26 protein-coding genes are annotated in these 25,902 nt (G+C 37.5%); 19 read left to right on the forward strand and 7 right to left on the reverse strand.

What is annotated here, in order from left to right; all coding sequences use genetic code 11:
- Nucleotides 1-26 precede the first annotated feature (26 nt).
- On the forward strand, nt 27-1,565 hold the full coding sequence (gene porM, locus AC1DDX_RS02715; RefSeq protein ID WP_172661676.1) for a type IX secretion system motor protein PorM/GldM: 1,539 nt from the start codon (nt 27-29) through the stop codon (nt 1,563-1,565).
- A 6-nt stretch (nt 1,566-1,571) separates the two neighbouring features.
- On the forward strand, nt 1,572-2,453 hold the full coding sequence (gene porN / locus AC1DDX_RS02720) for a type IX secretion system ring subunit PorN/GldN (RefSeq protein WP_172661675.1): 882 nt from the start codon (nt 1,572-1,574) through the stop codon (nt 2,451-2,453).
- A 125-nt stretch (nt 2,454-2,578) separates the two neighbouring features.
- Here porN and uvrC read toward each other — a convergent pair whose 3' ends face one another.
- The 4 genes from uvrC to AC1DDX_RS02740 are packed head-to-tail and all read right to left on the reverse strand — an operon-like array spanning nt 2,579 to nt 9,209.
- Entirely contained in the window at nt 2,579-4,375 is a 1,797-nt protein-coding gene (gene uvrC / locus AC1DDX_RS02725) for an excinuclease ABC subunit UvrC (protein ID WP_288883885.1), read from the reverse strand.
- Between the two features lie 24 nt (nt 4,376-4,399).
- Nucleotides 4,400-6,622 carry a penicillin-binding protein 1A gene (locus tag AC1DDX_RS02730; protein ID WP_172661673.1) on the reverse strand — a complete coding sequence of 741 codons (2,223 nt, stop codon included), beginning with the start codon at nt 6,620-6,622 and terminating at the stop codon, nt 4,400-4,402.
- A gap of 2 nt (nt 6,623-6,624) precedes the next feature.
- Complete coding sequence (gene porW, locus AC1DDX_RS02735) at nt 6,625-8,946, reverse strand: type IX secretion system periplasmic lipoprotein PorW/SprE (protein ID WP_477621762.1); 2,322 nt, start codon at nt 8,944-8,946, stop codon at nt 6,625-6,627.
- Between the two features lie 8 nt (nt 8,947-8,954).
- The gene (locus tag AC1DDX_RS02740; RefSeq protein WP_477621763.1) at nt 8,955-9,209 is read right to left on the reverse strand and encodes a hypothetical protein; all 255 of its coding nucleotides are present in this window, start codon (nt 9,207-9,209) and stop codon (nt 8,955-8,957) included.
- Between the two features lie 211 nt (nt 9,210-9,420).
- Here AC1DDX_RS02740 and AC1DDX_RS02745 point away from each other — a divergent pair, with 211 nt between their 5' ends.
- The 10 genes from AC1DDX_RS02745 to AC1DDX_RS02790 all read left to right on the forward strand — a co-directional run bounded on the left by AC1DDX_RS02745 (nt 9,421) and on the right by AC1DDX_RS02790 (nt 16,516).
- Nucleotides 9,421-9,639 (forward strand): AtpZ/AtpI family protein, encoded by a 219-nt coding sequence (locus AC1DDX_RS02745; RefSeq protein WP_172661671.1) that lies wholly within the window; start codon nt 9,421-9,423, stop codon nt 9,637-9,639.
- 53 nt (nt 9,640-9,692) lie between these two features.
- On the forward strand, nt 9,693-10,079 hold the full coding sequence (locus AC1DDX_RS02750) for a hypothetical protein (RefSeq protein WP_172661670.1): 387 nt from the start codon (nt 9,693-9,695) through the stop codon (nt 10,077-10,079).
- Nucleotides 10,080-10,096: 17 nt separating this feature from the next.
- Complete coding sequence (gene atpB, locus AC1DDX_RS02755) at nt 10,097-11,218, forward strand: F0F1 ATP synthase subunit A (RefSeq protein ID WP_172661669.1); 1,122 nt, start codon at nt 10,097-10,099, stop codon at nt 11,216-11,218.
- 41 nt (nt 11,219-11,259) lie between these two features.
- Nucleotides 11,260-11,472, forward strand: a complete 213-nt coding sequence (atpE, locus tag AC1DDX_RS02760) for an ATP synthase F0 subunit C (RefSeq protein ID WP_048907663.1) — start codon at nt 11,260-11,262, stop codon at nt 11,470-11,472.
- Between the two features lie 92 nt (nt 11,473-11,564).
- Nucleotides 11,565-12,059 carry a F0F1 ATP synthase subunit B gene (locus AC1DDX_RS02765; protein WP_172661668.1) on the forward strand — a complete coding sequence of 165 codons (495 nt, stop codon included), beginning with the start codon at nt 11,565-11,567 and terminating at the stop codon, nt 12,057-12,059.
- Nucleotides 12,060-12,093: 34 nt separating this feature from the next.
- Nucleotides 12,094-12,642 (forward strand): ATP synthase F1 subunit delta, encoded by a 549-nt coding sequence (gene atpH / locus AC1DDX_RS02770; protein WP_172661667.1) that lies wholly within the window; start codon nt 12,094-12,096, stop codon nt 12,640-12,642.
- A gap of 62 nt (nt 12,643-12,704) precedes the next feature.
- Nucleotides 12,705-14,279 carry a F0F1 ATP synthase subunit alpha gene (atpA, locus tag AC1DDX_RS02775; RefSeq protein WP_172661666.1) on the forward strand — a complete coding sequence of 525 codons (1,575 nt, stop codon included), beginning with the start codon at nt 12,705-12,707 and terminating at the stop codon, nt 14,277-14,279.
- A gap of 26 nt (nt 14,280-14,305) precedes the next feature.
- Entirely contained in the window at nt 14,306-15,187 is an 882-nt protein-coding gene (gene atpG / locus AC1DDX_RS02780; protein ID WP_172661665.1) for an ATP synthase F1 subunit gamma, read from the forward strand.
- Nucleotides 15,188-15,271: 84 nt separating this feature from the next.
- Complete coding sequence (locus tag AC1DDX_RS02785; protein WP_172661664.1) at nt 15,272-15,487, forward strand: hypothetical protein; 216 nt, start codon at nt 15,272-15,274, stop codon at nt 15,485-15,487.
- A gap of 165 nt (nt 15,488-15,652) precedes the next feature.
- Nucleotides 15,653-16,516, forward strand: coding sequence for a DUF4349 domain-containing protein (locus AC1DDX_RS02790; protein WP_337717327.1), 864 nt, complete (start codon nt 15,653-15,655; stop codon nt 16,514-16,516).
- Here AC1DDX_RS02790 and ruvC read toward each other — a convergent pair.
- Nucleotides 16,506-17,072: a crossover junction endodeoxyribonuclease RuvC gene (ruvC, locus tag AC1DDX_RS02795; protein WP_172661662.1), complete on the reverse strand. Its 567-nt coding sequence runs from the start codon at nt 17,070-17,072 to the stop codon at nt 16,506-16,508. The genes AC1DDX_RS02790 and ruvC overlap by 11 nt on opposite strands.
- Nucleotides 17,073-17,115: 43 nt before the next feature.
- Here ruvC and AC1DDX_RS02800 point away from each other — a divergent pair, with 43 nt between their 5' ends.
- The 7 genes from AC1DDX_RS02800 to AC1DDX_RS02830 are packed head-to-tail and all read left to right on the forward strand — an operon-like array spanning nt 17,116 to nt 24,030.
- Nucleotides 17,116-18,093 (forward strand): hypothetical protein, encoded by a 978-nt coding sequence (locus AC1DDX_RS02800; RefSeq protein WP_172661661.1) that lies wholly within the window; start codon nt 17,116-17,118, stop codon nt 18,091-18,093.
- A complete protein-coding gene (locus AC1DDX_RS02805) occupies nt 18,071-19,207 on the forward strand; it encodes a glycosyltransferase family 2 protein (RefSeq protein WP_477621764.1) in 1,137 nt (378 codons plus the stop codon). Before AC1DDX_RS02800 ends, AC1DDX_RS02805 begins: the two co-directional genes overlap by 23 nt.
- Nucleotides 19,207-20,298 carry an ABC transporter permease gene (locus tag AC1DDX_RS02810; RefSeq protein WP_288881827.1) on the forward strand — a complete coding sequence of 364 codons (1,092 nt, stop codon included), beginning with the start codon at nt 19,207-19,209 and terminating at the stop codon, nt 20,296-20,298. The genes AC1DDX_RS02805 and AC1DDX_RS02810 overlap by 1 nt, the downstream gene beginning before the upstream one ends.
- A gap of 34 nt (nt 20,299-20,332) precedes the next feature.
- Nucleotides 20,333-20,944, forward strand: a complete 612-nt coding sequence (locus tag AC1DDX_RS02815; RefSeq protein WP_172661658.1) for a ribonuclease HII — start codon at nt 20,333-20,335, stop codon at nt 20,942-20,944.
- A gap of 18 nt (nt 20,945-20,962) precedes the next feature.
- Complete coding sequence (locus AC1DDX_RS02820) at nt 20,963-22,165, forward strand: glycosyltransferase family 4 protein (RefSeq protein ID WP_172661657.1); 1,203 nt, start codon at nt 20,963-20,965, stop codon at nt 22,163-22,165.
- A 40-nt stretch (nt 22,166-22,205) separates the two neighbouring features.
- Nucleotides 22,206-23,285 carry a glycine cleavage system aminomethyltransferase GcvT gene (gcvT, locus tag AC1DDX_RS02825; protein ID WP_172661656.1) on the forward strand — a complete coding sequence of 360 codons (1,080 nt, stop codon included), beginning with the start codon at nt 22,206-22,208 and terminating at the stop codon, nt 23,283-23,285.
- 16 nt (nt 23,286-23,301) lie between these two features.
- Nucleotides 23,302-24,030: a 2-phosphosulfolactate phosphatase gene (locus tag AC1DDX_RS02830; protein ID WP_172661655.1), complete on the forward strand. Its 729-nt coding sequence runs from the start codon at nt 23,302-23,304 to the stop codon at nt 24,028-24,030.
- Here AC1DDX_RS02830 and AC1DDX_RS02835 read toward each other — a convergent pair.
- Nucleotides 24,014-24,805, reverse strand: a complete 792-nt coding sequence (locus AC1DDX_RS02835; protein WP_288881834.1) for a patatin-like phospholipase family protein — start codon at nt 24,803-24,805, stop codon at nt 24,014-24,016. The two genes, AC1DDX_RS02830 and AC1DDX_RS02835, sit on opposite strands and share 17 nt — an antisense overlap.
- Nucleotides 24,806-24,811: 6 nt before the next feature.
- The gene (gene gldB, locus AC1DDX_RS02840) at nt 24,812-25,855 is read right to left on the reverse strand and encodes a gliding motility lipoprotein GldB (protein WP_172661653.1); all 1,044 of its coding nucleotides are present in this window, start codon (nt 25,853-25,855) and stop codon (nt 24,812-24,814) included.
- Nucleotides 25,856-25,902 lie beyond the last annotated feature (47 nt).

Genomic DNA, 25,902 nt, shown 5'->3' on the forward strand with positions numbered 1-25,902 from the left:
TAATTAACCAAACAGACCTATTTAGAATGGCCGGAGGAAAACAGACAACGAGACAGAAGATGATCAATATCATGTATTTGGTATTGTTAGCTATGCTCGCCCTAAACGTATCAGATACTATATTAAATGCTTTTAAAAATATCAATGATAGTTTAGTTAGTTCAAAAACTAACGTAAATACAAGCATTGAACAATTATTTACATCATTTCAAAATACAAAACTTAAAGATGAGCCGGCAAGGGCTCAACCAATATGGGATAAGGCCAACAAAGCCAAAGCCTATGCAGATGAGTTGAATAATTATGTGCAGAAGCTGAAAGATAAGTTTAATGCCGCAGGAAAAGGTATTGATGAGGAAACAGGTGATCTTGTTGAAAGAGCAAACCTTGATATTGCACAGGGCATTATGATTAATCAGAAAGAAGGTCAGAAGCTTAAAGTTAAGATCAATGAAACCCGTGAGAAATTAATTGCCTTACTGGATGAGAAAGATCGTGCAGGTGTAACCTTTACGCTTGAGGCCAAAGACGCTGAGAAAAATATTAACGGCAATAAAAAGTGGGAGGATATTAACTTTAGCGAAGGCACTCCGCTTACTGCCGCAAATACAATTTTGACCAAGATACAGTCGGATGTTAAAAATGCTGAAGCTGAAGTTGTAAAGAAATTATTCGGTAACATGGATAAGGCCCTTGTAAATTTAGATCAGTTTGAAGCGGTTGCTGTTGCACCAAGTTCATATGTGGTACAAGGCCAGCCGTATACTGCTCAGGTTTTTTTAACGGCTAGCGACTCTAGATCTAATCCTGAAATTTCGGTTGGCGGAAATGCTTTATCTGTTAAAGAGGGTAAAGGAACTTATTCTGGTAGCACCGGCAGTGTTGGTGTTTTTAGATGGAAAGGGATTATCCGGGTTAGACAAACCGACGGACAGATTAAAGAATATCCAACTGCTGAGCAAAGCTATCAGGTAGCTAAGCCTTCGGCAACGGTATCACCAGATAAAATGAATGTTATTTATGCCGGTATTCCTAATCCATTCTCAGTTTCGGCGGCTGGTTTTCCTTTAGAAAGCGTTCGTGCTTCTATTTCAGGAGGATCTATTTCTGGCGGTAATGGTAAGTACACTGTTAATGTTGATGGTGGACAGGTTGGCAAAACTTTAAGTATTAATGTTTCTGCTACTAACGCCGGTAAAACATTAAATCTGGGTTCTCAGCAATTCAGAGTTAAAGGATTGCCTACTCCGAGAGCATATGTTAAAGGAAAAGCCGGAGGTAATGTTCCTTTGGAATGGCTGGAAGGTGCCGGTGGAATTGAGACACAGCTTGAAGATTTCGTTTTCGATGTTAAATTCAGGGTGATCAGATTTTCTGCTACCTTTATTAATCCGAAGGCTGATGCGGTTACCATTCAATGCAGTGGTGGTGGTTTTAACGGACAGATTAAAGGGGCTTTAAATTCTATTAAGCCAAATGCAACTGTTATCTTTAAGGATATTGTTTGCGAAGGGCCAGATGGAAGACAAAAAGTTTTAGACGGAATTACATTTGTAGCAAAATAGAATATTATGAAAAATGTCTTAGGTATTGTTGCATTATTGTTGTTAAGTATGGGTGCATTTGCACAGGTCCCGACAGCTCCGGCTAAGGTGGATTCACTTAAGAAAACTAAGATTAAAACACCTCCAAAGGATGGTTTTGCCGTAAGAAAGGACATCGATAGTAATGTGATGGTTCCATATGCTGATGTAAGGGAAGAGGATGTTTATTATGCGAAAAGAATTTGGCGTGAAATTGATTTAAGAGACACCATTAACTCGGTTCTTAAAGCTGAAGATGCTAAACTAATTGATATTTTATTAGAAGCGATTGGCAACGAGGAGTTAACAGTATATTCTAATAAAGATACTACCGCAGGGAAGATTCTTGACGATAATGATTCGTTTCGCATTGCTTTGACTGCTCAGGAGGCTTTGCAAAGTGCAAGAGGGGTAAGTGAAGGTGTAGCTGATTCTGCAACGGGTAAAATTGCCGAACCTTCTTTAAGAAGATTAAGATCGGATGAGTTTTTAAAATACAGAATAAAGGAAGATTGGATACTAGATTCTAAGCGCTCTGTTTTTGAACCAAGAATAGTTGGTATTGCGCCAATGAAAGAGGTTGAAGGACACTGGCAACCGGTATTTTGGGTTTATTATGATGATGCACGTGAGCTGTTAAGCAAAAAACGCCTTAATAACCCGGGTAATGATGCTTCTACTTTAACTTTTGATGATTTTTTTGTTAGAAGGTTGTTCTCGAGTTATGTTGTTAAAGAAACCAATCCGGGAAATAAAAATATTACGGATATGTTAGGTCTTACCGATCCTAAAGATCCTAGAAAGCTTTATGAGTCTGAACGGATAAAGAAATCGATCTCTGATTTTGAACAGAGTCTTTGGGAGTATTAGAACGGATTTTATTTTAACCTTTTCGTCATCTCGACTTTAGGAGAGATCTCTTGAACAATACAAACAAGAGATCTCTCCTAAAGTCGAGATGACGTGTTTTATACCCTATTGTATATTGTATAATCCTATTGTTTAAAATAATTGAGCAGAGTCTGTACCTGTTTTTTGTTTAACACTTCTGCAAGGGCTGCTTCTGATGCCTCTTTTATTTTCTTTACGGACTTAAAATGCCTTAACAGCTTATCGGCAGTCGTTTTGCCTATACCATCTATTTGTTCCAGTTCTGTTTTTAATGTTCCCTGATCTCGTTTTTTTCTATGAAAGGTGATACCGAACCTGTGCGCTTCATCTCGTAGTTGTTGAATCACTTTTAGTGTCTCAGATTTCTTATCCAGGTATAGGGGATAAGAATCTCCCGGGTAATACAATTCCTCTAAACGCTTGGCAATTCCAATTACGGTAACCTTTTTGTCTATACCCAGCTTTTTTAAACTCGTTAAAGCTGATGATAGCTGGCCTTTACCGCCATCAATGATGATAAGTTGAGGCAATGTTCCTTCTTCTTCCAGCATACGCTTATATCGCCTGTAAACAGCTTCTTCCATTGTGGCAAAATCATTGGGCCCTTCAACGGTTTTAACATTAAAGTGTCTGTAATCTTTTTTTGATGGCTTGGCATCCTTAAAAACTACAATTGCGGATACCGGATACTGACCTTGAAAATTGGAGTTATCAAAACATTCTATATGTTTTGGCAATTGAGTAAGCCTTAGATCCTTTTGCATTTGCGTAAGGATACGATCAGTTCTTAAATCAGGATTGAGCTTTTCGTACTGGTTTAACTTTTCTTTTTTGAAAAACAGCACATTCTTTTGTGAGAGCTCGAGTAGTTTTTTTTTCTCACCCAGTTTGGGTACAGTGAACTTCAGATTGGTATCGAGAAGTACAATGTCAAAAGGAACAATGATCTCTTTAGATGTACTGTGGAATTTTGTTCTGAACTCCGTGATGGCGATGGTTAGTAATTCCTCATCGGTTTCATCTAATCGTTTCTTGATTTCGATGGTTTGAGTCTGAATAATACTGCCATTCATTACCTTTAGGTAATTTACGAAAGCATACCGCTCATCTGAAGCAATACTTACTACATCTATATTGGTAATTGCACTGTTTACTACGGTAGACTTACTTTGGTATTTTTCTAACACCTGCAGCTTTAGCTGGTATTGATGGGCGTATTCAAAGTTTAGCTGTTCAACAGAGTTTTTAATTACCTGCTTTACATCTCGTATTACATTTCCTATTTTTCCATTAAGGATATCCTTGATTTCCTCTATACCGTTGTCGTAATCGTCATGCGTTTGATAAGCCTGACAAGGGCCTTTACAATTACCGATCTGATACTCCAGGCAAACTTTAAATTTGCCTTCGTTAATGTTTTTATCGGTAAGCGGGAGATTGCAGGTACGAAGCGGGTATGTTTCTTTAATTAGGTCAAGTATGGTATGCATCATGCCAACAGAGGCATAAGGGCCAAAATAGGTAGACCCATCTTTAACCATTTTTCTGGTCCAGAATACACGCGGGAAGGCTTCCTTTTTGATGATGATCCATGGGTATGTTTTATCATCCTTAAGCATGATATTATACCTTGGCTGGTGCTTTTTTATGAGGCTGTTTTCGAGCAGCCATGCATCAATTTCAGTATCAACAATGGTAAAGGATATTTTTCTGATTTTGGAAACAAGTACCCTTGTTTTTCCATTCATCTGATTATCCTTATTGAAATAGGAGCCAACCCTGTTTCTTAGGTCTTTTGCCTTACCAATGTAAATTAGAATGCCCTCGGTATCCCAAAACTGATATACGCCGGGTTTATGAGGAATATCACTAACAGCCTTTTTATATTCAAAAGCACTCATTGACACTAAGGTAGGTTAAGTTGGTTAAAAACCTAATTTCTCATCAAGCTCCGTTTTTTGCTCCTGCTGCTGATACTGGTTACAGTCAAAAGTGATGGAAACACCGCTTTTAGGAGGTTCGAAATCTGCTTTAGAGATATTTAATTTAGGGTTTGCATATACACGTTTCATGAAGCCGGCAAAAATAGGCAGAGCCGTTGTAGCTCCATCACCTTGTGCAGTACTGGTAAAGTGAAATGCACGGTCTTCACACCCGGTCCATACACCTGCAACCAATTGCGGACTGATTCCCATAAACCATCCGTCTGAATTGTTTTGTGTTGTTCCTGTTTTACCGCCAATTGGAGTTTTAATGCCAAACCTGCCAGCTAGCCTCCAACCAGTTCCGTTGGTAACTACACCTCTAAGCATACGGGTCATCACATAGGCCACTTCTTCGTTCATTGCCGGAACAGGGATTGGTTTTTCGCTGTGCAAGACCACACCGTTTTTATCTTCTATTCTTAGAATATAGGTTGGTTTTGTCCAAATACCTTTATTAGCAAAAACACTGTAAGCGCCAACCATATCATAAACAGAAGCATCGAATGAACCAAGAGATATAGACGGGTAAGCCGGTACTTCTGATGTAATACCCATCTTTTTAGCCAGTGTAGCCACGGCAGTAGGGCCTACTTGTTTCATCAGGTAAGCAGCAATATAGTTTTGCGAAAGTGCAAGTCCTTTTTGCAAAGTCAGGTAGCCCGGAACGGTACCTCCGGAACGCGGGGTCCATGGTGGACTTCCCGGAACTTCTATTGTAACCGGTTCGTTAAGCACAGAAAAGCATGGAGAATACCCGTTTTCAATTGCTACGGCATAGGTAAATGGTTTAGCGGTTGAGCCCACCTGCCTTGTACCCATTTTAACCTGATCATATTTGAAATGTTCGTAGTTGATACCACCAACCCAGGCTTTAACATATCCTGTTTGCGGATCCATGGCCATCATTGCATTTCTTAAAAGCATTTTGTAATACTTTACAGAATCAATAGGCTTCATTAAGGTATCTATATTTCCTTTCCAGGTAAAGATGGTTAAACGGGTGGGAGTATTAAAGTCTTCTTTAATTTCTGCTTCCGATTTACCTTCAAGCTGTAAAGCTCTGTATCTGTCAGATCTTTTAACACCCTGTTCTATCTGGGCTTCTTTTCCTTTGAATGGGTTTCGTCCTTTCCAGCTGTTGATAAACGACTGCTGAAGGGTTTTCATGTATTCCTTTTGCGCATCTTCAGCTGCAACCTGCATGTCGTAATTTAAGGTTGTGATTATCTTTAACCCATCCCTGTCAAGATCATATGGAGTTCCATCTGGTTTTGTTATAGAACGCTCTTCAAATATTCTCCTGATATCATTCTTTAAAACAGCCCTAAAATATGGTGCAATTCCGTCGTTAACAGTTGCTGCGCTAAAGTGTAACCCTAGTGGTTTTTGTTGCTCAGCATCAAATTGTTGCTGGGTAAGCAGGTTTTCTTTTAGCATTAACCCCATAATTGTATTTCTTCTGGCTAAAGACCGTTCAGGGTTTCGGGTAGGTGAGTATCTGGTGATTCCTTTAAGAATACCAACCAGGGTTGCTGCCTGTGAAACAGTTAATTTATCTGGCGTTGTGTTGAAATAAACCCTGGCGGCCGATTTGATACCATATGCCTGGTTGCCAAATTCTACCGTGTTAAGATACATCACAATAATTTCTTCTTTGGTATAGTTGCGCTCTAGTTTTACGGCAATAACCCATTCCTGAAATTTCTGTAAAATACGCTTGGCAAAGTTTTTTTGTCTTCCTTCTTCTGAAAACAGGTTTAAAGCAAGCTGTTGGGTAATTGTACTACCCCCTTGTTTTTTCCCGATTAGGGCATAAAAAAATATGGTAAATGTACGTTTGAAATCGATACCTGAATGTTCTCTGAATCGGATATCCTCGGTTGCAATTAACGCATTAATTACGTTTTCTGAGATTTCCGGATAGGTAACATTTGATCTGTTTTGTACAAAATAGGTGCCTAGAACCCTTCCATCATCAGTTACAATTTCTGATGCCTGGTTACTTTTAGGGTGTTCAATATCTCTGAATGATGGGAGCTCTCCAAATAATCCAAATCCGATGCAAATGATAAACAGGGAAAAGAGAATTATTCCCCCGATTAATAATTTCCATAATGTAAAGTTATACTTTCTGATGTCTTCCTGCGAAAGTGCTTTCCTCATTTTTAATAGTTGTTTTTATAAAATTCTATGTACTTATCCAGCAAAGCTTTACTGGTAAGTTTTTCGAAATTCTCTTTGCTGATGATGAAACTTGTGTAGATATTAACGGGAACTTTCATGATTTGTTTTAGCTGTGGAGTGATTCCGGATGCATAGGTTTTTGCCTCGTCAAAATTACTAAAGTTCCCCACATAAATGAGTTGATCATTGTCAAATTCTTTTAATTGGTGTTTCAGACCACTTCCGGCATAGTTTCCGCGGTTAAACTGACCAATACCAAAACGTGACGAGCTTAGTGTTAATGAGGCATCGGATACATCTATTACATAATAGTAAACTGTTGATGTTGCTGTGCTGAATGGGCCGTCGACCTTTACTTCGGTAGCTTTAGGCACATCTGGAGCTGCTTGCAGAGGGGATGCAGCCTTAACCGGTTCCTGAACTTTTGCCGTTTGTTCTGGTTTTTGGGAAGCAACTGGTTCCGGTGCTTTGGCAACGGTTGGTATTGATTTGGCCGGGCCGAAAAAAGGCGGTTCGTTAGGATCAAAATCTATCAGTGCAGTATCCCTTTTTTGAAAATCTGAGAGATGATCATTGATATAAGCTGCATTTTCCTTAACAAGAGGAGTGATCAGTTTGTCGTCTGGAAATTGCTCTGTTATGCTACTAAAAGCGGTTAGCAGGGCATCTACGTTGTTTGTTCTCCCAATTGCAATTGCTTTTAAATAGGCAAACTGTGGTGCAAGGAAACTACTGGTGTTATTTTTCGAGATTTCATTTACACGATTGATTACGGTATTGAAATCTTTCTTTAAGTACTGCTCAAATAGATCGTTGTATTGTTTGTTTGTTGCTGTTTCAAGTTCTGATTGCTTTAATGAGAATGAAGGATCTATAATGATTTTCGCATACATGGACGAAGGAAAGTCTTTTAAAACTCTGCTCTTGAAATCTGCAGATTTTGCTTCATCACCCCCCTTGTTAATTAAAAACAGGCTATAATAGGTTGCTGCCAAATGATTGTTGGCAGGGAATCTACTCAATAATAACTGATAAACTTCTGCTGCTTCTTTAGGGCTATTCAATTCCTGTAAGTAGAAACTTGCTATTTCGTAGTAAGCATCAATGATCTTTTGATTGGATTTTGCAAGAAGTTCCGGTGTAACAGGCAACGCATCGGTATATTGTTTTATCAGGGTTTGAGGGTCTTTAACAACGGGAGCGGCTTCGTCGGGCTCAGTTGAGGTATTAATGTTATTCGCAATTTCCTGTGAAGTTTCCTGAGCCGAGGTTCTAATGCTTTGACGCCAGTTGTTCTCTAACTTTCTATTTCCCCATTTTCTTTTAAAGTCTGAAAATCCTATACTTACTGCAGCTGGATTGCTAAAATAAAAAGAGCTTTGTAGCTGGGCAGTGTTGTTACGGCCATAGTTTGGTTGGTAACCTGCTGTTGAAGCTGAATTGGTGTTTGCAGACTGCTGAGTTGTGGCTACGGGAGTTGCAAGCTGTTGTATTTTTGCAGCCCTGTCTGCCTCTGGCAATTTTGCAATGCTTTGTAAGGTATCTTCGACGCTTATAATTTGATACCTGTTGGTTAAGTATTGCAGGTTTTGGTTTTTCTTAAGAATAAGCTCGTATCCCGGGTAATTTTTAGGAAGGGTATTAACCGTGCTGTCATAATAGGATTTGGCTTTAAGGTAATCTTTAAAAACTTTGAAGTTTAAATCGGCGATTCTTAAATAGCTAAGACCTTTTTGATATTGGTTTGTAGTGCTTTTTTGAATAGATAACTGATAGTATTTTAATGCTTCAGTGTATTCTTCATCTGCAGCATGGCTTTCTGCGATTTGAAAATATACCTGATCATTGTAATCAAGGTTTTTGTCGTCCTTTAAGAGCCTAAGCAATTGATCCTGTTTATTTGCTTTTTGTGGGCCTCCCTGAAGTGTTCTTAGCTTAATCTGATTAAGATTAGCGTTGAAATACATTTCGAAAGGAGCGTTACTTTTTACTACTTTTCTATAGTTTATTAATGCATCAGGATAATTTTTTTGTCGCTCATAAAGCTGAGCAAGTATATAGGTCCAACGTATTCTGTTATCAGTTCCAGTACCAGCTTTAATTGCATCTTTTAAATAGGAAATGGCGGCTGCATTGTTGTCCAGATAAATACACATTTGGGCAAGTGTAGCAAATGGTTCGGCAAGGTTGCTTTTCTTTTTAATATCCGGAAGGATAGATTCGAGTGAGTCTAATACTTTATTGGCCTCACTGATTCTTTTTAGCTGCATAAGGCTTCGCGCTTTCCAATTGAGTGCTTCCAATTGGCTGTTTACATTGCCTTTGTAAGTTTTAGCGGTATAATCAAAATATTCTGTAGCATGGTTTGGGCTTTTTTAATAATATCATCCATTGGTTTTAGGTTCAGGGAGGTGCTTACCTCATTGTTATCCGTTTCCGGGCCTAAATAAACCGGGAGTATCTGGTCGTAATTATCAACATAGGTTTCGGTAATTTCCTGTTGGTGATTTATTAAGAGAACTTTAGCGTTATAGATATAATTATAGCGAGCAGTTAAGTTCTGCATACCTCTGCTCGAAGCGGTATCTTTTTGAGAGCTGCAGGAATATATTATGCAGAGGCATAAGCTAAATAATATTATCTTTAAATTGTAGATCGCGTAATTTTTCAAAAAATATAGATTAAGTTGATGCTTAATAAAAACAAAATATATACAAAAGTATTTTATTCATCAATAACTTCTTAACAAAACCCATTTTATTTAAATATATCAGTGTATGGTAGATCCTGAGGAAAAGAAAAAAGGCTTAAAGACATTTGCTAAATACTCTTCAATTAGTTTTCAAATGCTTGCAACAATAGGGGTTTTTGCATTTATAGGCTATAAAATTGATGAATACAGAGGGAGTAAAACGCGTATTATTACGGCTATATTTAGTTTAATTGGGGTTGGGGCAGCTATGTATCAGGTTGTAAAACAGTTGAATAAAAACTAAAGTCGATTATTTTAAGCCGAGGTAAATACCTACTTTTGTAAAAAATATAGATTTTGAGCCTAGCACGTTTTACCGTTTCCTATTTACTTTATTGTATTGTTTTGGCTGGTATAGCCTATCTGTTGCCAGTTGTTTTTCCTGATACCCGGATTTTGACCAGCAAATTTTGGCTGGTATATTTCTTCTTTGCCATTATCACCTACATCGCTTATTTCTGTGCTGATTTAGGCCTTAAACGTAATCCTGAAGTTGGAATAATGGCCATTATGGGGTCTATCGCCGTGAAAATGTTTTTTTCTTTGGCTTTTGTGCTGATTTACAGCCTAAATGCTAAGGAAAAGGGGCTGATTTTTGTGCTGAATTTTTTTTCTTTATATTTATTGTTCAGCTTCTTTGAAATATACTCTTTGTTACGTAACTTGCGCCACCAAAATAAATAGTAAAAATCTGCGACTAAATGGATTGTAGCCACGTTTTTGAGTTTAAAGTGAAAAGGTTAATTGTTGTTTTTACGCTTTTTTTAGCGTTTCTGTCGGTTTCGTCTAGGGTTTTTGCTCAAGGGGATACTGCAGTTGTTTCTGCTGATACTGCCGTAACTGCGGCTCATGTTGAAGGTGCTCATGGTGCCGAACATGGTGAGAAGAAATTTGAACCAACCAAGGTAATTATGGAACACATTGCGGATTCGCATATGTGGCATCTTTGGGGTCACCTTTCAGTTCCTCTTCCTGTAATATTATACACTCCAGCTGGTGTAGAATTTTTCTCTTCTGGTAACTTTCATCATGGTGAGCATGATTATACCGGATCTAAAAACACTTATCGTTTGGTTGAAGACAAGATTAAAATTGTTGGAGCCGATGGTCAGGTGGATGAAGCAGCTTCATCTAAAATTCTTGATTTTTCTATCACCAAGAATGTTGCTGCAATGTTTGTTGCAATAGCAGTTATTCTGATCATATTTATATCGGTTGCCGGTGCATATAAAAAACGTGTTGGTAAAGCACCTAAAGGTTTGCAGTCGTTTGTTGAGCCAATCATTATTTTCGTAAGAGATGATATAGCTAAGCCGAATATCGGACATAAGCACGCTAAGTTTATGCCTTATCTGTTAACCGTGTTTTTCTTTATCTGGATTAATAACGTTTTAGGTTTAATTCCTATTTTCCCAGGGGGCGCTAATGTAACTGGTAACATCTCGTTAACATTTGTTCTTTCATTGTTTACCATGATCATTGTGAATATCAATGGTAACAAATATTACTGGAAGCACATCTTTTTACCTAACGTACCTTTCTGGTTATGGCCGCTTATGGTTGTAGTTGAGGTTGTAGGTGTGATTTCTAAACCCTTTGCATTAATGGTTCGTTTGTTTGCTAACATTACTGCAGGCCACATTATTGTGTTGAGTTTGATCTCATTGATATTTATTTTTAAAACATTGGCTATTGCGCCGGTATCTGTTGCTTTCGTATTGTTTATGGATGTATTAGAATTACTGGTTGCATTTTTACAAGCCTTTATATTTACATTACTTACTGCTTTGTTTATTGGTATGGCAGTAGAAGAGCATCATTAATTAGAAACTATTTTTTACAAATTATATAAATTAAATTAGTTATGGTAGGTTCAATCGCGGCGATAGGTGCCGGTTTAGCAGTAATTGGTGCCGGTATCGGTATCGGTCAGGTAGGTGGAAAAGCAATGGAAGGTATTGCTCGTCAGCCAGAAGCTGCATCAAAAATTCAGACTGCAATGATTATCGCTGCTGCCCTTATTGAGGGTGCTGCTTTATTCGGTGTGGTAGTTGCATTATTAGGCTTAGGTGTTTAATAACTCAAACTGAAAAAGTTTAGGCAGGTATTTAACGATTGGTTATTTACCTGCCTTAATAAAGTAGAATAAGTTTAAAAGTATTATATAAAATGGAATTAGTAACCCCTACCATAGGATTAGTTTTTTGGACAGCAGTCGCATTTGTTTGCTTATTAATATTGCTTAAGAAATTTGCATGGAAACCCATTCTTGCTGCTATTCATGAACGTGAGCAATCAATTGATGAGGCTTTAAATAAAGCTGAACTTGCGAAACATGAGATGGCTCGTTTAACTGCTCAGAACGAGGAGTTGATGAAAGAAGCCCGTGCTGAGCGCGACCATATCTTAAAAGAGGCTAAAGCCCTTAAAGATAGTATTGTTCATGAAGCTAAAACACAAGCTCATAATGAAGGTACTAAGCTAATCGAGAAAGCTAAAATTGAAATTGAAAATCAGAAGAAAGCTGCTTTAGCAGAACTTAAGAGTCAGGTTTCAACTTTATCTTTAGAGATTGCTGAGCGTGTATTACGTAGCCAGCTTGAAGATAAAGCAAAACAGCAGGATTTAGTTGCTAATCTTTTAAAAGATGTTGAATTAAACTAATTGATAGTTTGTTTAGCTAGATATACCAAAGAAAATGTCAGAAAATAAAGCAGCATCGAGATACGCCAAATCATTAATAGATCTTTCTACAGAGCAAAATGCTTTGGAAGAAATCAAAAATGATATGGTTCTTTTAGAACGAGTAATTAATGATAATTCTGAATTAGAAGCTATCCTTAAAAACCCTATAGTTCCTTTAGATAAAAAAGCAGGGATTTTAGAAAACATATTTGGTTCTAAGGTTCATCAGGTTACAAAAGTCTTTATGAAATTGGTTGTAAGCAAAGGTCGTTCTGCTATTTTATTTGGTACAGCAAAAGCTTTTATTGCTCAATACAACTTTATTAAAGGTATTGTTACTGCAGATGTAACGTCAGCTGTTGAACTTACACCTGCAAGCAGAGCTGAAATTGTAGCTATTGTTAAAAAGGAAATAGGTGCGAATGAAGTTGTTGTTAAAGAAAAAGTTAATGACAAATTAATTGGCGGCTTTATTTTAAAAGTTGGAGATAAACAATTTGATGCAAGTATTTCAAGTGGTTTAAATAAACTTAAAAAGGAATTTGCTCAGGGAATTGTTTAATCCTGAGATGAAATAATAAGAGATAATAAATACTGAATTTACAAAAGAAATAATATAAAATTATGGTAGAGGTAAGACCAGACGAAGTATCGGCAATTATCAGGCAACAATTGGCGGGCTTCAAATCAGAAGCAGAACTTGAAGAAGTTGGCACCGTATTGCAGGTGGGTGATGGTATTGCCCGTGTTTATGGTTTAACTAAAGTTCAATCGGGCGAATTAGTTGAATTTGAAACCGGCTTGCAAGGTATTGTTTTGAACCTTGAAGAAGATAATGTTGGTGTGGTTCTATTGGGCCCTTCAGACAAAATCAAAGAGGGTGATACTATTAAACGTACTAAGAAAATTGCCTCTATTAAAGTTGGTGAAGGTATGCTGGGACGTGTTGTTAATACGCTTGGTGAGCCAATCGACGGTAAAGGACCTATTTTAGGTGAAACTTACGAAATGCCGATTGAGCGTAAAGCACCAGGTGTAATTTATCGCCAGCCGGTAACTGAGCCTTTACAAACTGGTATTAAAGCTATCGATGGGATGATTCCTATTGGTCGTGGTCAGCGTGAGCTTGTTATTGGTGATCGTCAGATTGGTAAAACAGCCGTATGTATTGATACCATTATCAACCAAAAAGAATTTTATGAAGCAGGTAATCCTGTATTCTGTATATATGTAGCTTGCGGTCAGAAAGCAAGTACTGTAGCAAACATTGTTCGTACTCTTGAAGAGAACGGTGCAATGCCATATACAGTAGTTGTTGCTGCTTCTGCTGCTGAACCTGCTCCATTGCAGTTCTATGCTCCTTTCTCAGGTGCAGCAATAGGTGAGTTTTTCCGTGATACTGGAAGACCAGCTTTAATTGTTTATGATGATTTATCTAAACAAGCTGTTGCATACCGTGAGGTGTCATTGTTATTACGTCGTCCACCCGGTCGTGAGGCTTATCCAGGTGACGTGTTCTATCTTCACAGTCGTTTGTTAGAGCGTGCTGCAAAGATCAACTCGAATGATGAGATTGCACAAGCGATGAACGATTTACCGGAATCGTTAAAAGGTATCGTTAAAGGTGGCGGTTCATTAACTGCATTGCCTATTATTGAAACTCAAGCGGGTGACGTTTCTGCATATATCCCTACCAACGTAATTTCAATTACTGATGGTCAGATCTTCTTAGAAAGTAACTTGTTCAATGCGGGTATTCGTCCGGCCATTAACGTAGGTATCTCGGTATCACGTGTGGGTGGTAATGCTCAGATCAAGTCAATGAAAAAAGTTGCTGGTACATTAAAATTGGATCAGGCTCAGTACCGTGAGTTAGAGGCGTTCTCTAAATTCGGTTCAGACCTAGATGCTGCTACTAAATCAGTTCTTGATAAAGGTGCACGTAACGTTGAGATTTTGAAACAAGGTCAGTTCTCTCCTGTAACTGTTGAGAAACAAGTTGCTATCATTTATATCGGTACTAAAAACTTAATGCGTTCAGTTCCTATAAATAAAGTAAGAGAATTTGAAGCTGAATATTTACAGCAATTAGAATTGCGTCATCCAGAAACGTTAAAAGCTTTAAAAGCAGGTAAGTTTGATGATTCAATCACTGGAGTATTAGAAACTGTGGCTAAAGAGCTTTCAAGTAAATACTAATAAAGCTGAACTGAAGATAAAGAAGAATGGCTAATTTAAAAGAAGTAAGAATTCGAATAGCATCGGTACAATCTACTCAGCAGATTACCAAAGCCATGAAAATGGTTTCGGCCGCTAAGTTGAAGCGTGCAACTAATGCTATCATACAGTTACGTCCTTATGCTACCAAGCTAAAAGAGATCTTAGGAAATCTTTCAGCTAGTTTAGAGGGATCATCGTCACCTTTTATACAAGAGCGTGAACCTAACAAGGTTTTGATCGTTGTGGTTTCTTCTAACCGTGGTTTAGCTGGTGCGTTTAATATGAACGTAATTAAAGCTACTAATAATTTGATTGCCGAGAAGTATAGCGAACAGTTGAAAAATGGTAATGTAAGTATTGTAGCTATAGGTAAGAAATCTCAGGATTTCTTTGAGAAACGTAACTACAACGTAATTGGAAACAATAACGAGGTGTATTCTGAACTTACTTTCGAAAATGTTACCAAAATCACTGATGCTATCATGGTAGGCTTTGCCAAAGGTGAGTATGATAGAGTTGAACTGGTATACAACAGATTTAAAAATGCTGCTGTTCAAATTTTAACTACTGAACAATTAATTCCATTAACTAATGGCCAGGATGCTACAGAAGAGAAATCTACTAACGTAGACTATATTTTAGAGCCTTCTCAGGAAGAAATAGTTGAGCAGTTAATTCCTAAGTCAATTAAAATTCAATTATACAAAGCTGTATTGGATTCTCATGCTTCTGAACATGGTGCCCGTATGACATCAATGGATAAAGCAACTGAAAATGCAGGCGACTTGTTGAAAGCTTTAAAGCTTTCGTACAACCAGGCTCGTCAGGCTGCAATTACCACAGAGCTTACAGAAATTGTAAGTGGTGCAGCTGCTTTGAATGGGTAGAATTGAGTGATATAAAAAGATCAGCGTTATATGCTGTATTAGTTTAAAAAATATTATTTTTGCGCAGTACATAAAAACAGTAAAATGGAACAGACACCAAAACACAATACAGAAAGCATGAAAAGAGCTAACGAGATCTCAATTTATAAGTTGATGACCGTTGGGATTTTAGTTGGTATTTTGGGCGTATTTTTACGCTTTGCTGGTGACTCTACCACATTGTCTATTATTTCATGGGCAATACTTTTAATCGGTTCTATAATCGCTTGTAAAGGTGTATTCAAAATATTAGACGCATAGTATAAAAATATTTTTTTAGAAACGTCCTCATTAGCAAAAGCTGGTGAGGACGTTTTTTTTTGTAACGTTTATATGATTTACATTAAAATTGATCTTATTTATTGAAATTTTTAGGTTACCTAATTTAATATTTGGTATTAAGGAAAAAACCTAATCATTAATACTATGAAAAAATATTTAATCTATTGTGTATTCGCAATAGCCATGTTTTCGTGCAACAGTAATAAAGATTCAAAATTAGAAAATTCTGACTCCGCAAGTGCCAATCTGGAGGCAACAGATTCACTTCTAGCTGAAAAGATCATCAAGACTGCAGATATGCGTTTCAGGGTTAAGGACGTTCAGAATACGAAAGAGAAATTAAGCTCAGCAATAAAAGCCGAAGGAGGAACCATTGCAGAGTTCACGGTTCAAAGCAATATCCAACAAACAGAAAAGGTAAAATATTCTACAGACTCATTATTGGAGCTTACTTCCTACCGCACGGAAGGATTTATAATAGCAAAGGTTCCTTCAGATAAGCTGGATGAGTTCACCAATAAAGTAGCAAAGTTTGCTGTTTTTATAGATCAGCAATCGCTTAAAATGGACGATCAAAGCATTGTCTATTTGAGCAATAAATTAAAGAATGAAAATAGGGTTGAGGCTGTAGAACAACTTAATAAGCATGCCAATAAGAAAAGTAATAATGTAGAAACCTCGCTATCTCTTAAAGATGATTACGTAGATAAAAAGATAGAGAATCTGATGATTGACAGTAAAGTTCAGTACAGTACAATTACCCTTAATTTTTATCAGAACAATACTGTTAAGAGCATTCTTGTTGGAAATGATGATTTGTATAGCTATCGTCCAAATTTCTTTACCCGATTGGGATTAAGCTTTCAGAACGGATGGTACATCTTTAAAGAAGTTATACTTGTTGCAATGAACTTATGGGTTTGGATATTAATTGGAACAGCAGCGTATTTCGGCTTTAAATATTATCGTAAAAGAAAAGTAGTTAACGCAAATCAGGTTACTGCTTAAGACGTTTTTTATTGTCTTTGGCAAATGCTTCCCAGCCGGAGTAGGATTTACCTGCTCCGCTGGTGCTTACCCTCTGAAAAGAATGGCAAACAGCAACAGCTAGACCATCGGTTGCATCTAGAAATTCGGGTGTTTCCTTAAAATTTAATAGTCGCTGTAACATGGCGGCTACCTGTTCTTTACTGGTATTTCCGTTGCCTGTTATGGATTGTTTGATTTTCCGGGGTGCATATTCTGCAATGGGGATATTTCTGGATAGGGCAGCTGCCATTGCTACACCCTGTGCCCGACCTAATTTTAGCATAACCTGAATGTTTTTCCCATAAAAAGGAGCCTCAAGTGCCAGAACATCGGGTTTAAACTCATCCAAAAGGAGAATGGTTTTTTCAAAAATGCGCTGTAATTTCAAAAAGTGATCGTCCATATGATCCATTTTAACGATCCCCATGGTGATTAATTCAATTTTACTTCCTTTCTCTAACACTACTCCATATCCCATTATTGAAGTTCCCGGGTCTATACCCATGATCACCCTTTCCTTTTTTTCAGCCAACATAAAACAATATTAAGCATATTTGCAGATAGTAAATACAAAAAAGTTGACATCGCGGTACAAAAAAATACTTTCCTACTTTATTAAAACAGCAATTGTTGTATTTGCCTTTTGGATCATTTACAACAAACTGTCAAATAATGAGAATTTAAACTCATTTAAAAATTTATTAAAGCAAATTCCTGAATCAGAAATTATCCTGGTGATGACTACGGTTATTGTTCTTATGCTTTTGAACTGGGGGCTGGAAGCGCTAAAATGGAGAAGGTTAGTTTCAGGCATAGAGAAAATTAGCATTTGGAGATCTATTGAATCTGTATTCTGTGGATTAACCTGGGCAGTGTTCACACCCAACAGAATTGGAGAATATGGTGGCCGGGTCTTCTTCCTGTCGCCTAAAAGAAGGATTGTAGGTGTAGTGGCCATGGCGGTTGGGAATATAGGCCAAATGGTACTTACCAACGTGTTTGGCGCAATAGCACTATGTATTTTCATCTACAAGTTTGTAAATATAGATTACCGCTTGTTTTATGCCCTGGTAATCCTTTCAATAATGTTCTGCTTGTTTTTTATCATTTTTTATTTTAATATAAAATGGTTAAATGGAATTTTGGTGTCCATGCGTTTTACACGTAAATACAAAAGATTCTATGGGATTCTTGCAAGATATCAGAAAAGGGAGCTGCTAAACATATTGTTGTTTTGCTTGTCAAGATACGTTGTGTTTAGTACCCAATACTTTATCCTTTTCTATTGGCTAATACCTGAATTACATTATCTTGATATCATGATGATGGTGAGTATTCTGTTTTTTGTGCAATCGACTTTACCTTCTCTTGATCTTTTTGATATAGGGGTTAGGAGTGTTACGGCATCATACTTTTTTGGCTTCATAACAGATCAGAATATTGCAGTTATAGCGTGCACTGCTGGTATCTGGCTAATAAATATTATAATTCCTGCTATATTAGGAACTTATTTCGTTTTTAAACTTAATTTCTTTGGAAATATTCAGCGCAGTTAGTTACCTCTCCTCTTTCTTAACTATTTTATATGTAATAGTGGTTATAGCCTTTATTAAAGGGTGGCATAGCCTTATATATTTTAAGACTTCTGAGGGTGAAGGAAAAACCAGGGTGTCCATTTTGGTAGCCGCACGTAATGAAGAAACAAATATTTCAAATACTATTGATGACCTGCTTGCTCAAAATTATAATAAGGAACTCACGGAAATTATCTTCATCGATGATCATTCTACAGACAGAACCGCTGAAATTATAAGATCGTATGCAAGCAGAGGTGTAAAATTAATTTGCCTTAATGAGGATCAAGCTTTAAACTCCTATAAAAAAAAGGCGATACAAACAGCTATAGGACAGTCGACCGGTACATTGATAATTACTACTGATGCTGATTGCAGAATGGGGCCAGACTGGTTAAAAACGATAATCCAGTTTTATGAGGCAGGAAATTATAAAATGATTTCCTCACCTGTTGCTTATTTTCAGGAAAAAAGTTTCTTTGAGCGGGCACAATCGCTGGAGTTTCTTTATTTAATAGGCTTGGGTGCTTCAACCATAGGGAACAAACAACCGTCTACCTGCAATGGTGCCAATTTGGCCTATGAGARGGAAGCCTTTTATGAAGTAGGTGGATTTAAAGGAATTGATGATCTCGCTTCTGGTGATGATGAATTACTTTTGCATAAAATAGCAGCTCGCTTTGATAACAATGTTGGATTTTTAAAGAATAGAGATGCTATCGTTTATACACATGCGAAGCCCACATTAAAGGAATTCATTCAGCAGAGGAAACGTTGGGCTTCAAAAAGCACCAGATACAAAAACAAGTCGATCATTGTTCTTGGTGTTTGCATATGGTTGTTCAACCTAAGTGTACTTATGAACCTGGGTATTGGTTTGTTTATAGGGTTCTATTTTAAATTGGCTGTATTTCAAATACTGGCAAAAATAATAGTCGAATTCTTATTTTTATATGATGTAACTGGTTTTGCAAGAAGGCGAAAATTATTGCTTCTGCTGCCTGTGTTAAACATATTGCACATGATATACATCGTTTATATTGGTATTGCCGGCAACTCCGGAAAATATAACTGGAAAGGGAGAATGGTAAAGTAGTGGAAGCAAACAATAGCCCTTCAAGAAAAGTCTGGAAACGGTTTAGAAAGAATAAACTAGCCTTTGGTGGGTTGTTATTTATTGTTACGCTTATCATTATGGGTATTCTTGGTTATGCAATTACTCCTGATCAAACCCCGAATGCGAATACCATGCATCTTCAGCTTACAAATAAAAAACCAGGAAGAACCTTTGATTTTTTAATTGTCAGTAAAAACAAGAACATTAGGAAAGTTAATTTCTTTGAGAAGATGCTTTATGGCCAGGAGGCAGACTTTAAGAGTGTACCTATCACTTCTTACCGTGAAAGCCAGGGCAAAGTTTATGCAAGAGAATATATTGGCGATGATGAGCAAGCGGAGGAAACAAGTTTCCCTTTAGTTAAAGGTACTAACCGCTATACGCAGACTTTTTGGCTAGGCACTGATGTTTATGGACGAGATCTGTTAAGCAGATTGATCCTGGGAATTCGCGTGTCATTGTCGGTAGGGTTAATGGCTGTACTTATTTCCCTTTTTATTGGAGTTAGTTTAGGGGCCTTGGCAGGTTATTTTGGAGGTAAAACTGATGCTGCAATCAGCTGGTTTATGAATGTGATCTGGTCGCTACCATCCCTATTACTGGTCATTGCAATTTCGTTTGCCCTCGGTAAAGGATTCTGGCAAATATTTATAGCGGTTGGGTTATCTACCTGGGTAGATGTTGCCCGTTTGGTACGCGGACAGGTAATTGCATTAAAGGAGGTAGAATTTGTAGAAGCATCAAAAGCACTTGGATATTCTACTCCAAGAATCATCATAAAGCACATCCTACCTAATATTGCCGGTCCAATACTTGTGGTTGCTTCTGCGAATTTCGCTTCGGCAATACTTTTAGAAACAGGATTAAGCTTTTTAGGCTTTGGGGCACAACCTCCAATGGCTAGCTGGGGAGGTATGATAAAGGAGCATTACGGATATATTATTATGGATGCTGCCTATCTGGCTATTCTACCTGGACTTGCAATTATGCTTACCGTATATGCGTTTAATTTATTAGCTATTGGACTAAGAGATGCATTTGATGTAAAGTCGCAAAATATCTCTGTATAGGCACAACTATTAAATTTACTAACTTTGTTGTAATATGCTATTGAACTGTTACCAGAATGAATTATTAGAAGCCGGATGTGATGAAGCAGGGAGAGGTTGTTTGGCAGGGCCAGTATTTGCTGCTGCTGTAATTTTACCTCCTGATTTTATTGCCGGAGAGTTAACTGATTCTAAAAAGCTTACTCATAAACAGCGTTGTAATTTAAGGGTAATTATAGAAAGGGAAGCAATTGCCTGGGCTGTAGCAGAAGTTGATCACCTGGAAATAGATAAGATTAATATCCTCAATGCATCCTTTCTTGCAATGCATAGAGCAGTAGAAAAGTTAGCCATAAAGCCAGAATATCTGAGCATAGATGGAAACCGTTTCAAAGCATACCCAAACATTCCTCATACCTGCATTGTGAAAGGAGATGGTAAATATTTAAATATTGCAGCAGCGTCTATTCTTGCTAAAACCCATAGAGATGAATTTATGGAAAATATATCGATCCAATATCCTCATTATCAGTGGCATCAAAATAAAGGGTATCCTACAATAGTACATCGGATGGCTGCCTTAGAGCACGGCTTGTCGCCATTTCACCGTAAAACTTTCACAATTAGCAATCCGCAACTGGCCCTATTTTCCGAAAACGAAGGATAATTAGTATTTTCACGTGATTTGAAAATATTAATTCTGACAAATAGGGTCCCCTTTCCGCCAAATAGTGGATATCCCATAGTAGTTTATAACACTATTAAGGGGTTGCTACAACTTGGCCTCGAAATAACCTTATTTAGCATCAACACTAATAAACACAGAGTTGATGTGGATGATATTTATGACCCTGTTTTTGACAGCATAAAATTCCATTCCTTTAGCTTGGATACCGAGGTTAATGTTTGGGGAGCGTTATTTAATGTTTTCTCTAATCAGTCTTATAACGTTTCAAGATATTTTGATGATGAGGCGGCTAAACTGCTTGAAGATATTTTAAGGGAAAATGAATTTGATATTATTCAATTCGAGGGGCTGTTTGTGGTGCCTTATCTGGATATTGTTAAAGCGAATAGTAAGGCCAAAGTGGTTTATAGGGCGCATAATATAGAGTTTGATGTTTGGGAGCGTATTGCAAGAACCGAAAAGTTTACACCAAGACGGATGTATTTACAATTTCTTGCGCGTCGTTTAAAGGTTTATGAAACCGAACAGATGAACAGGTTTCACCAGGTTTTTGCTATAAGCGAGCAAGACAGGCAAAGTATTCTTCGGTTTGGTTGTGAAACAGCTCTTGAAGTTTTTCCGGTAGCACTAGACTTTAAAAAATATGTTACCGACCCCTCTAAAACCAGCTTTCCTACGTTGTTTCATTTAGGGGCTATGGATTGGCGACCAAATAAAGAGGGATTGGAATGGTTTCTTGATGAAATATGGCCGGATATAGAAAAATTGAGTAGTGAGCTGCGATTTTATATCGCTGGAAAAAACATGCCCAGAGAGTTTTTTGAGTATGACTCTGAAAACCTGGTAGTAGAAGGTGAAATTTTTGACGCAATAGAATTTATTAATTCTAAAGCGATTATGATAGTTCCGCTGTTGTCTGGCAGTGGGATGCGGGTAAAAATTATCGAAGGTATGGCCATGAGCAAATGTATCATTGCAACAAGCATGGCCGCCGAAGGAATCAAGTGCGAACATGGTAAAGATATTCTTATAGCCAATACTGCCGACGAGTTTTACAGGTCTATACTGCAATGCATCACCAACCCTAAAAAATGGCGTGAAATAGGTGAAAATGCGAGAAAAACGGTAGAGCGTGATCACGACTTTTTTTCCATCTCTAAAAGGATGTTGAATATCTACCAAAAGTTAGTAAGTGCTTAAATTTTATATACCTTTGCCCACGTTTTTACAGATATATAATATGAAGAATACCGCATTAACAGATAAACACATCTCTTTAGGGGCTAAAATGGTGCCATTTGCAGGTTATAATATGCCAGTTCAGTACGACGGTATAAATGCAGAACATGCTGTGGTTAGAAACGGCGTTGGCGTTTTTGACGTTAGCCATATGGGCGAATTTATTTTAAAGGGCGAGAATGCGTTAGACTTAATTCAACGTGTTACCAGTAATGATGCTTCAAAACTTTATGATGGAAAAGTACAATACTCTTGCCTTCCAAACGAAGACGGAGGCATTGTTGATGATTTGTTGGTTTATCGTATAGATGAAAAAACCTATATGCTGGTTGTTAATGCATCTAACATAGATAAAGACTGGAACTGGATTCAGAAATTCAATGATAAAGGTGTAGAAATGCATAATATTTCTGATAAAACATCTTTACTTGCGATACAAGGACCTAAAGCGGCCGAAGCATTGCAAGGTTTAACTGATGTTGATCTCGCTTCTATGGAATATTACAACTTCGTAAAAGGTACATTTGCAGGTGTTGATAATGTTGTGATCTCTGCAACTGGTTATACTGGTGCCGGAGGTTTTGAGATCTATTTTGATAACGAACACGCCGATAAAATCTGGGATGCTATTTTTGAAGCAGGTAAACCTTTCAATATGAAACCTATTGGCTTAGGTGCCCGTGATACTTTGCGTTTAGAAATGGGTTTCTGTTTATACGGAAATGATATTGATGACGCTACCTCTCCAATTGAAGCAGGATTAGGATGGATCACTAAATTCACTAAGGAATTTACCAACTCTGATGCTTTATTAGCTCAAAAAGAAGCTGGTATTGCGCGTAAACTAATAGGATTTGAAATGATTGACAGGGGGATCCCTCGTCATGACTATGAAATAGTGGATGCCGAAGGGAACGTAATAGGTAAGGTTACTTCTGGTACTCAATCTCCGTCTTTACAAAAGGCAATAGGAATGGGATACATTTCAAAAGGCATGGATAAAGAAGGAACCGAGATTTTTATCAATATCCGTAATAATAAAATTAAAGCCAAAGTAGTTAAATTCCCTTTTTATAAATAAAAGCCATATCCTGTCGATGCAAAAAAGTATAGAAGTTTGTTTAACGCCCGCATTATTAGATCTGTATGCTATTGAAGATAGCATTGTGGTAGTTATTGATGTGCTCAGAGCGACTTCTTCCATCGTGTATGGAATAGATAACGGCGCAACTGCAATTATACCGGTAGCAAACGTAGAAGATTGTCTTAACTATTCTGATAAAGGATTTTTACTGGCAGCAGAGCGTGACGGACAAGTGGTAGAAGGATATGACTTCGGGAATTCACCTTTCTCCTATACAACTGAAAAGGTTGGTGGCAGAACTGTAGTGCTTACAACTACTAATGGTACAAAAGCCCTTCATATGGCGAGAAAACGAGCGCATCAGGTAGTGATGGGCTCTTTTTTAAATCTACAGGCCCTATGCAACTGGCTTAAAATTCAGGATAAAAGTGTTTTGTTACTTTGTGCAGGATGGAAAGATAAATTCAATCTGGAAGATACCCTGTTTGCCGGAGCTGTAGTTGCTGAATTGCGTAAGGAATTTACTCATTTCGATGATTCTTCTGTAGCTGCAGAAGACTTATATAAACTGGCCAAAGATGACCTTAGAAGTTATCTTCATAAATCTTCCCATAGCCACAGACTAGCTGAATTAAATATAGAAGAAGATGTAAGGTTCTGCTTGCAGTTAAACCTTTGTCAGGCGATTCCAGTTATGGATGGTGATGCTTTAGTTTCTTTAAAAGCTACTCCAGTTCTTTAATCGGAACCTTTATCAGATTCTTTAGGCTTTCGTTACTTTTAATGGTTTTCAACGTTTCTTCATATGCGAGCCAATAGATAGTTTCGGCTTTTTTCATGTCAAAAGTACTGATCTCACCCATTCCTTTTGGCTCGATTAGCACATTACAGAAGGCGGCCTTTTCTTCCATATCTTTATTTACAGACATCAGCCCCGCTCTTGCCATTAACGCCGTAATCTTGGTGATTTTTTCAACGGGTTTTAAGTGGTTGCATGACGATCCGATAATGAAATCGCAGTTATTTAATAAAGGTTCAACCGGAAAGTTATTTAAAATGCCGCCATCAACATACATCTCATTATTTATCATAATCGGTTTAAATATGCCCGGAATGCAGCTAGATGCTTGTATGGTCCTGATCAGGGGCCCTTTGTCAAAGTATACCAATTCTCCTTTGCTGAAATTAGTTGTAGCAATGGTAAGTGGGATTTTTAGGCTTTCAATTCTATCATCAGGAAAGTATTCTTTAAATAAGCTTGATGTATTTTCAATATTAATTAAGCCTAGTGAGCCTACCGCAGGTCGAAGGAATTTTAAGAGTTTGGTCTTTATAAAAATATTTAAAGCATCTTCAGGATCGATGCCTGAAGCAAATAAGGCTCCTGCAATTGAACCTGCACTGGTTCCGCTAATGTGACTAAACTTAATGCCGGCATTTCCAAATGCCTTTAAAACACCCAGGTGTGCAATTCCTCTGATTCCGCCACCAGATAATACGATTCCTATTTTAGTCATTTAGCATTATTTAGGTTTGTACTTTGATAAATTTAATATTTTTTGAGCATCCTGTTCAGCCATCAATTGCTGTAAGGTAACATCTTTATTTTCCTGCATGTACTTTCTTATAATCTGCCATCCGGTCCAGATACCTAATTTAGGAGCTGACTCGTTCTTCTCTCCAAGTCCGGGCGTAAAAGGGCCTTCGCTCAAAAGCACCTGTATCTTCTGGTAATCGGTTTCAAATAATAGGTTGTTCTGTAGATAATAGGCCCAAATGTCGCTTTCAAAAGTCTTACACCAGTCTATATGTTTTTGAGTATATCCTATTTTAACTGAATCCGGAACTTTCTCATCAAGCACCTTGTCCATAAAGTATAAAATTTTTCCGTTATGAATCATCTTTGAAAGTAAGGTTCTGTCTTCGTCCCGTTCATGAAATAGTTCTTCTCGTGCATAAGTCTCAGTTATTCGCGGAACAATGTATTCAGGAGTAAAACGTCGGGAAAGGTAAGTTGGTACACTTTGCACTATGGCTTTGTAAAATTGGTTGTTTTTTCCCATAAACATATCCAACCCAATGCCCATGTAATTATCGCCAATTGGCGTCTGCACAGCAAAACCAGAAACAAATGATATAAACTGAGGAACTTTTGCTTTAGGATAATAGTAAAGGACGTATTTAAAAGTTTCAGATAAGTCTTTTTCTATTGGTGTTATGTCTTTAAAAACACTATCCACCTCTTTGTTTAAATCTGAGTACGCAGAATCCTGGTATAGGGTGGTTAAGATCTCTTGATTTGTATAGTCAAAATTACCAACCATCCTATGCACATAGTCATCGTAAAAAGTACCGTATTTCTTTGTTAGGAACGCATTGGTCTCACTTAGATTTTTAGATTTTCCGGCATATAAATCTCTATCGAACCGGGCAATTTTGACATCTAAATGTATTGCGCTAACATCAGGTTTAGTACTTTGGGTACACGAAACAAGTAGTGACGAAAAAAAAGCCGACACAAATAGAAAAAATAGATAGCTTTGGTGGAATTTTACGTTATATATCATTGTAAACAAATATAAAGTAAGTTTATTCAAGCTTCATAGGCATTAAA

Source organism: Pedobacter sp. 10L46_2 (assembly GCF_056395165.1).

What these genes read in the sequence shown, in the direction of transcription:
- porM (WP_172661676.1), top strand. Translation starts at nt 27, where the DNA reads ATGGCCGGAGGAAAACAGACAACGAGACAGAAGATGATCAATATCATG.
- porN (WP_172661675.1), top strand. Translation starts at nt 1,572, where the DNA reads ATGAAAAATGTCTTAGGTATTGTTGCATTATTGTTGTTAAGTATGGGT.
- uvrC (WP_288883885.1), bottom strand. Translation starts at nt 4,375, where the DNA reads ATGAGTGCTTTTGAATATAAAAAGGCTGTTAGTGATATTCCTCATAAA.
- AC1DDX_RS02730 (WP_172661673.1), bottom strand. Translation starts at nt 6,622, where the DNA reads ATGAGGAAAGCACTTTCGCAGGAAGACATCAGAAAGTATAACTTTACA.
- AC1DDX_RS02740 (WP_477621763.1), bottom strand. Translation starts at nt 9,209, where the DNA reads ATGCAGAACTTAACTGCTCGCTATAATTATATCTATAACGCTAAAGTT.
- AC1DDX_RS02745 (WP_172661671.1), top strand. Translation starts at nt 9,421, where the DNA reads ATGGTAGATCCTGAGGAAAAGAAAAAAGGCTTAAAGACATTTGCTAAA.
- atpB (WP_172661669.1), top strand. Translation starts at nt 10,097, where the DNA reads ATGGATTGTAGCCACGTTTTTGAGTTTAAAGTGAAAAGGTTAATTGTT.
- atpE (WP_048907663.1), top strand. Translation starts at nt 11,260, where the DNA reads ATGGTAGGTTCAATCGCGGCGATAGGTGCCGGTTTAGCAGTAATTGGT.
- AC1DDX_RS02765 (WP_172661668.1), top strand. Translation starts at nt 11,565, where the DNA reads ATGGAATTAGTAACCCCTACCATAGGATTAGTTTTTTGGACAGCAGTC.
- atpH (WP_172661667.1), top strand. Translation starts at nt 12,094, where the DNA reads ATGTCAGAAAATAAAGCAGCATCGAGATACGCCAAATCATTAATAGAT.
- atpA (WP_172661666.1), top strand. Translation starts at nt 12,705, where the DNA reads ATGGTAGAGGTAAGACCAGACGAAGTATCGGCAATTATCAGGCAACAA.
- atpG (WP_172661665.1), top strand. Translation starts at nt 14,306, where the DNA reads ATGGCTAATTTAAAAGAAGTAAGAATTCGAATAGCATCGGTACAATCT.
- AC1DDX_RS02785 (WP_172661664.1), top strand. Translation starts at nt 15,272, where the DNA reads ATGGAACAGACACCAAAACACAATACAGAAAGCATGAAAAGAGCTAAC.
- AC1DDX_RS02790 (WP_337717327.1), top strand. Translation starts at nt 15,653, where the DNA reads ATGAAAAAATATTTAATCTATTGTGTATTCGCAATAGCCATGTTTTCG.
- ruvC (WP_172661662.1), bottom strand. Translation starts at nt 17,072, where the DNA reads ATGTTGGCTGAAAAAAAGGAAAGGGTGATCATGGGTATAGACCCGGGA.
- AC1DDX_RS02815 (WP_172661658.1), top strand. Translation starts at nt 20,333, where the DNA reads ATGCTATTGAACTGTTACCAGAATGAATTATTAGAAGCCGGATGTGAT.
- gcvT (WP_172661656.1), top strand. Translation starts at nt 22,206, where the DNA reads ATGAAGAATACCGCATTAACAGATAAACACATCTCTTTAGGGGCTAAA.
- AC1DDX_RS02830 (WP_172661655.1), top strand. Translation starts at nt 23,302, where the DNA reads ATGCAAAAAAGTATAGAAGTTTGTTTAACGCCCGCATTATTAGATCTG.
- AC1DDX_RS02835 (WP_288881834.1), bottom strand. Translation starts at nt 24,805, where the DNA reads ATGACTAAAATAGGAATCGTATTATCTGGTGGCGGAATCAGAGGAATT.
- gldB (WP_172661653.1), bottom strand. Translation starts at nt 25,855, where the DNA reads ATGATATATAACGTAAAATTCCACCAAAGCTATCTATTTTTTCTATTT.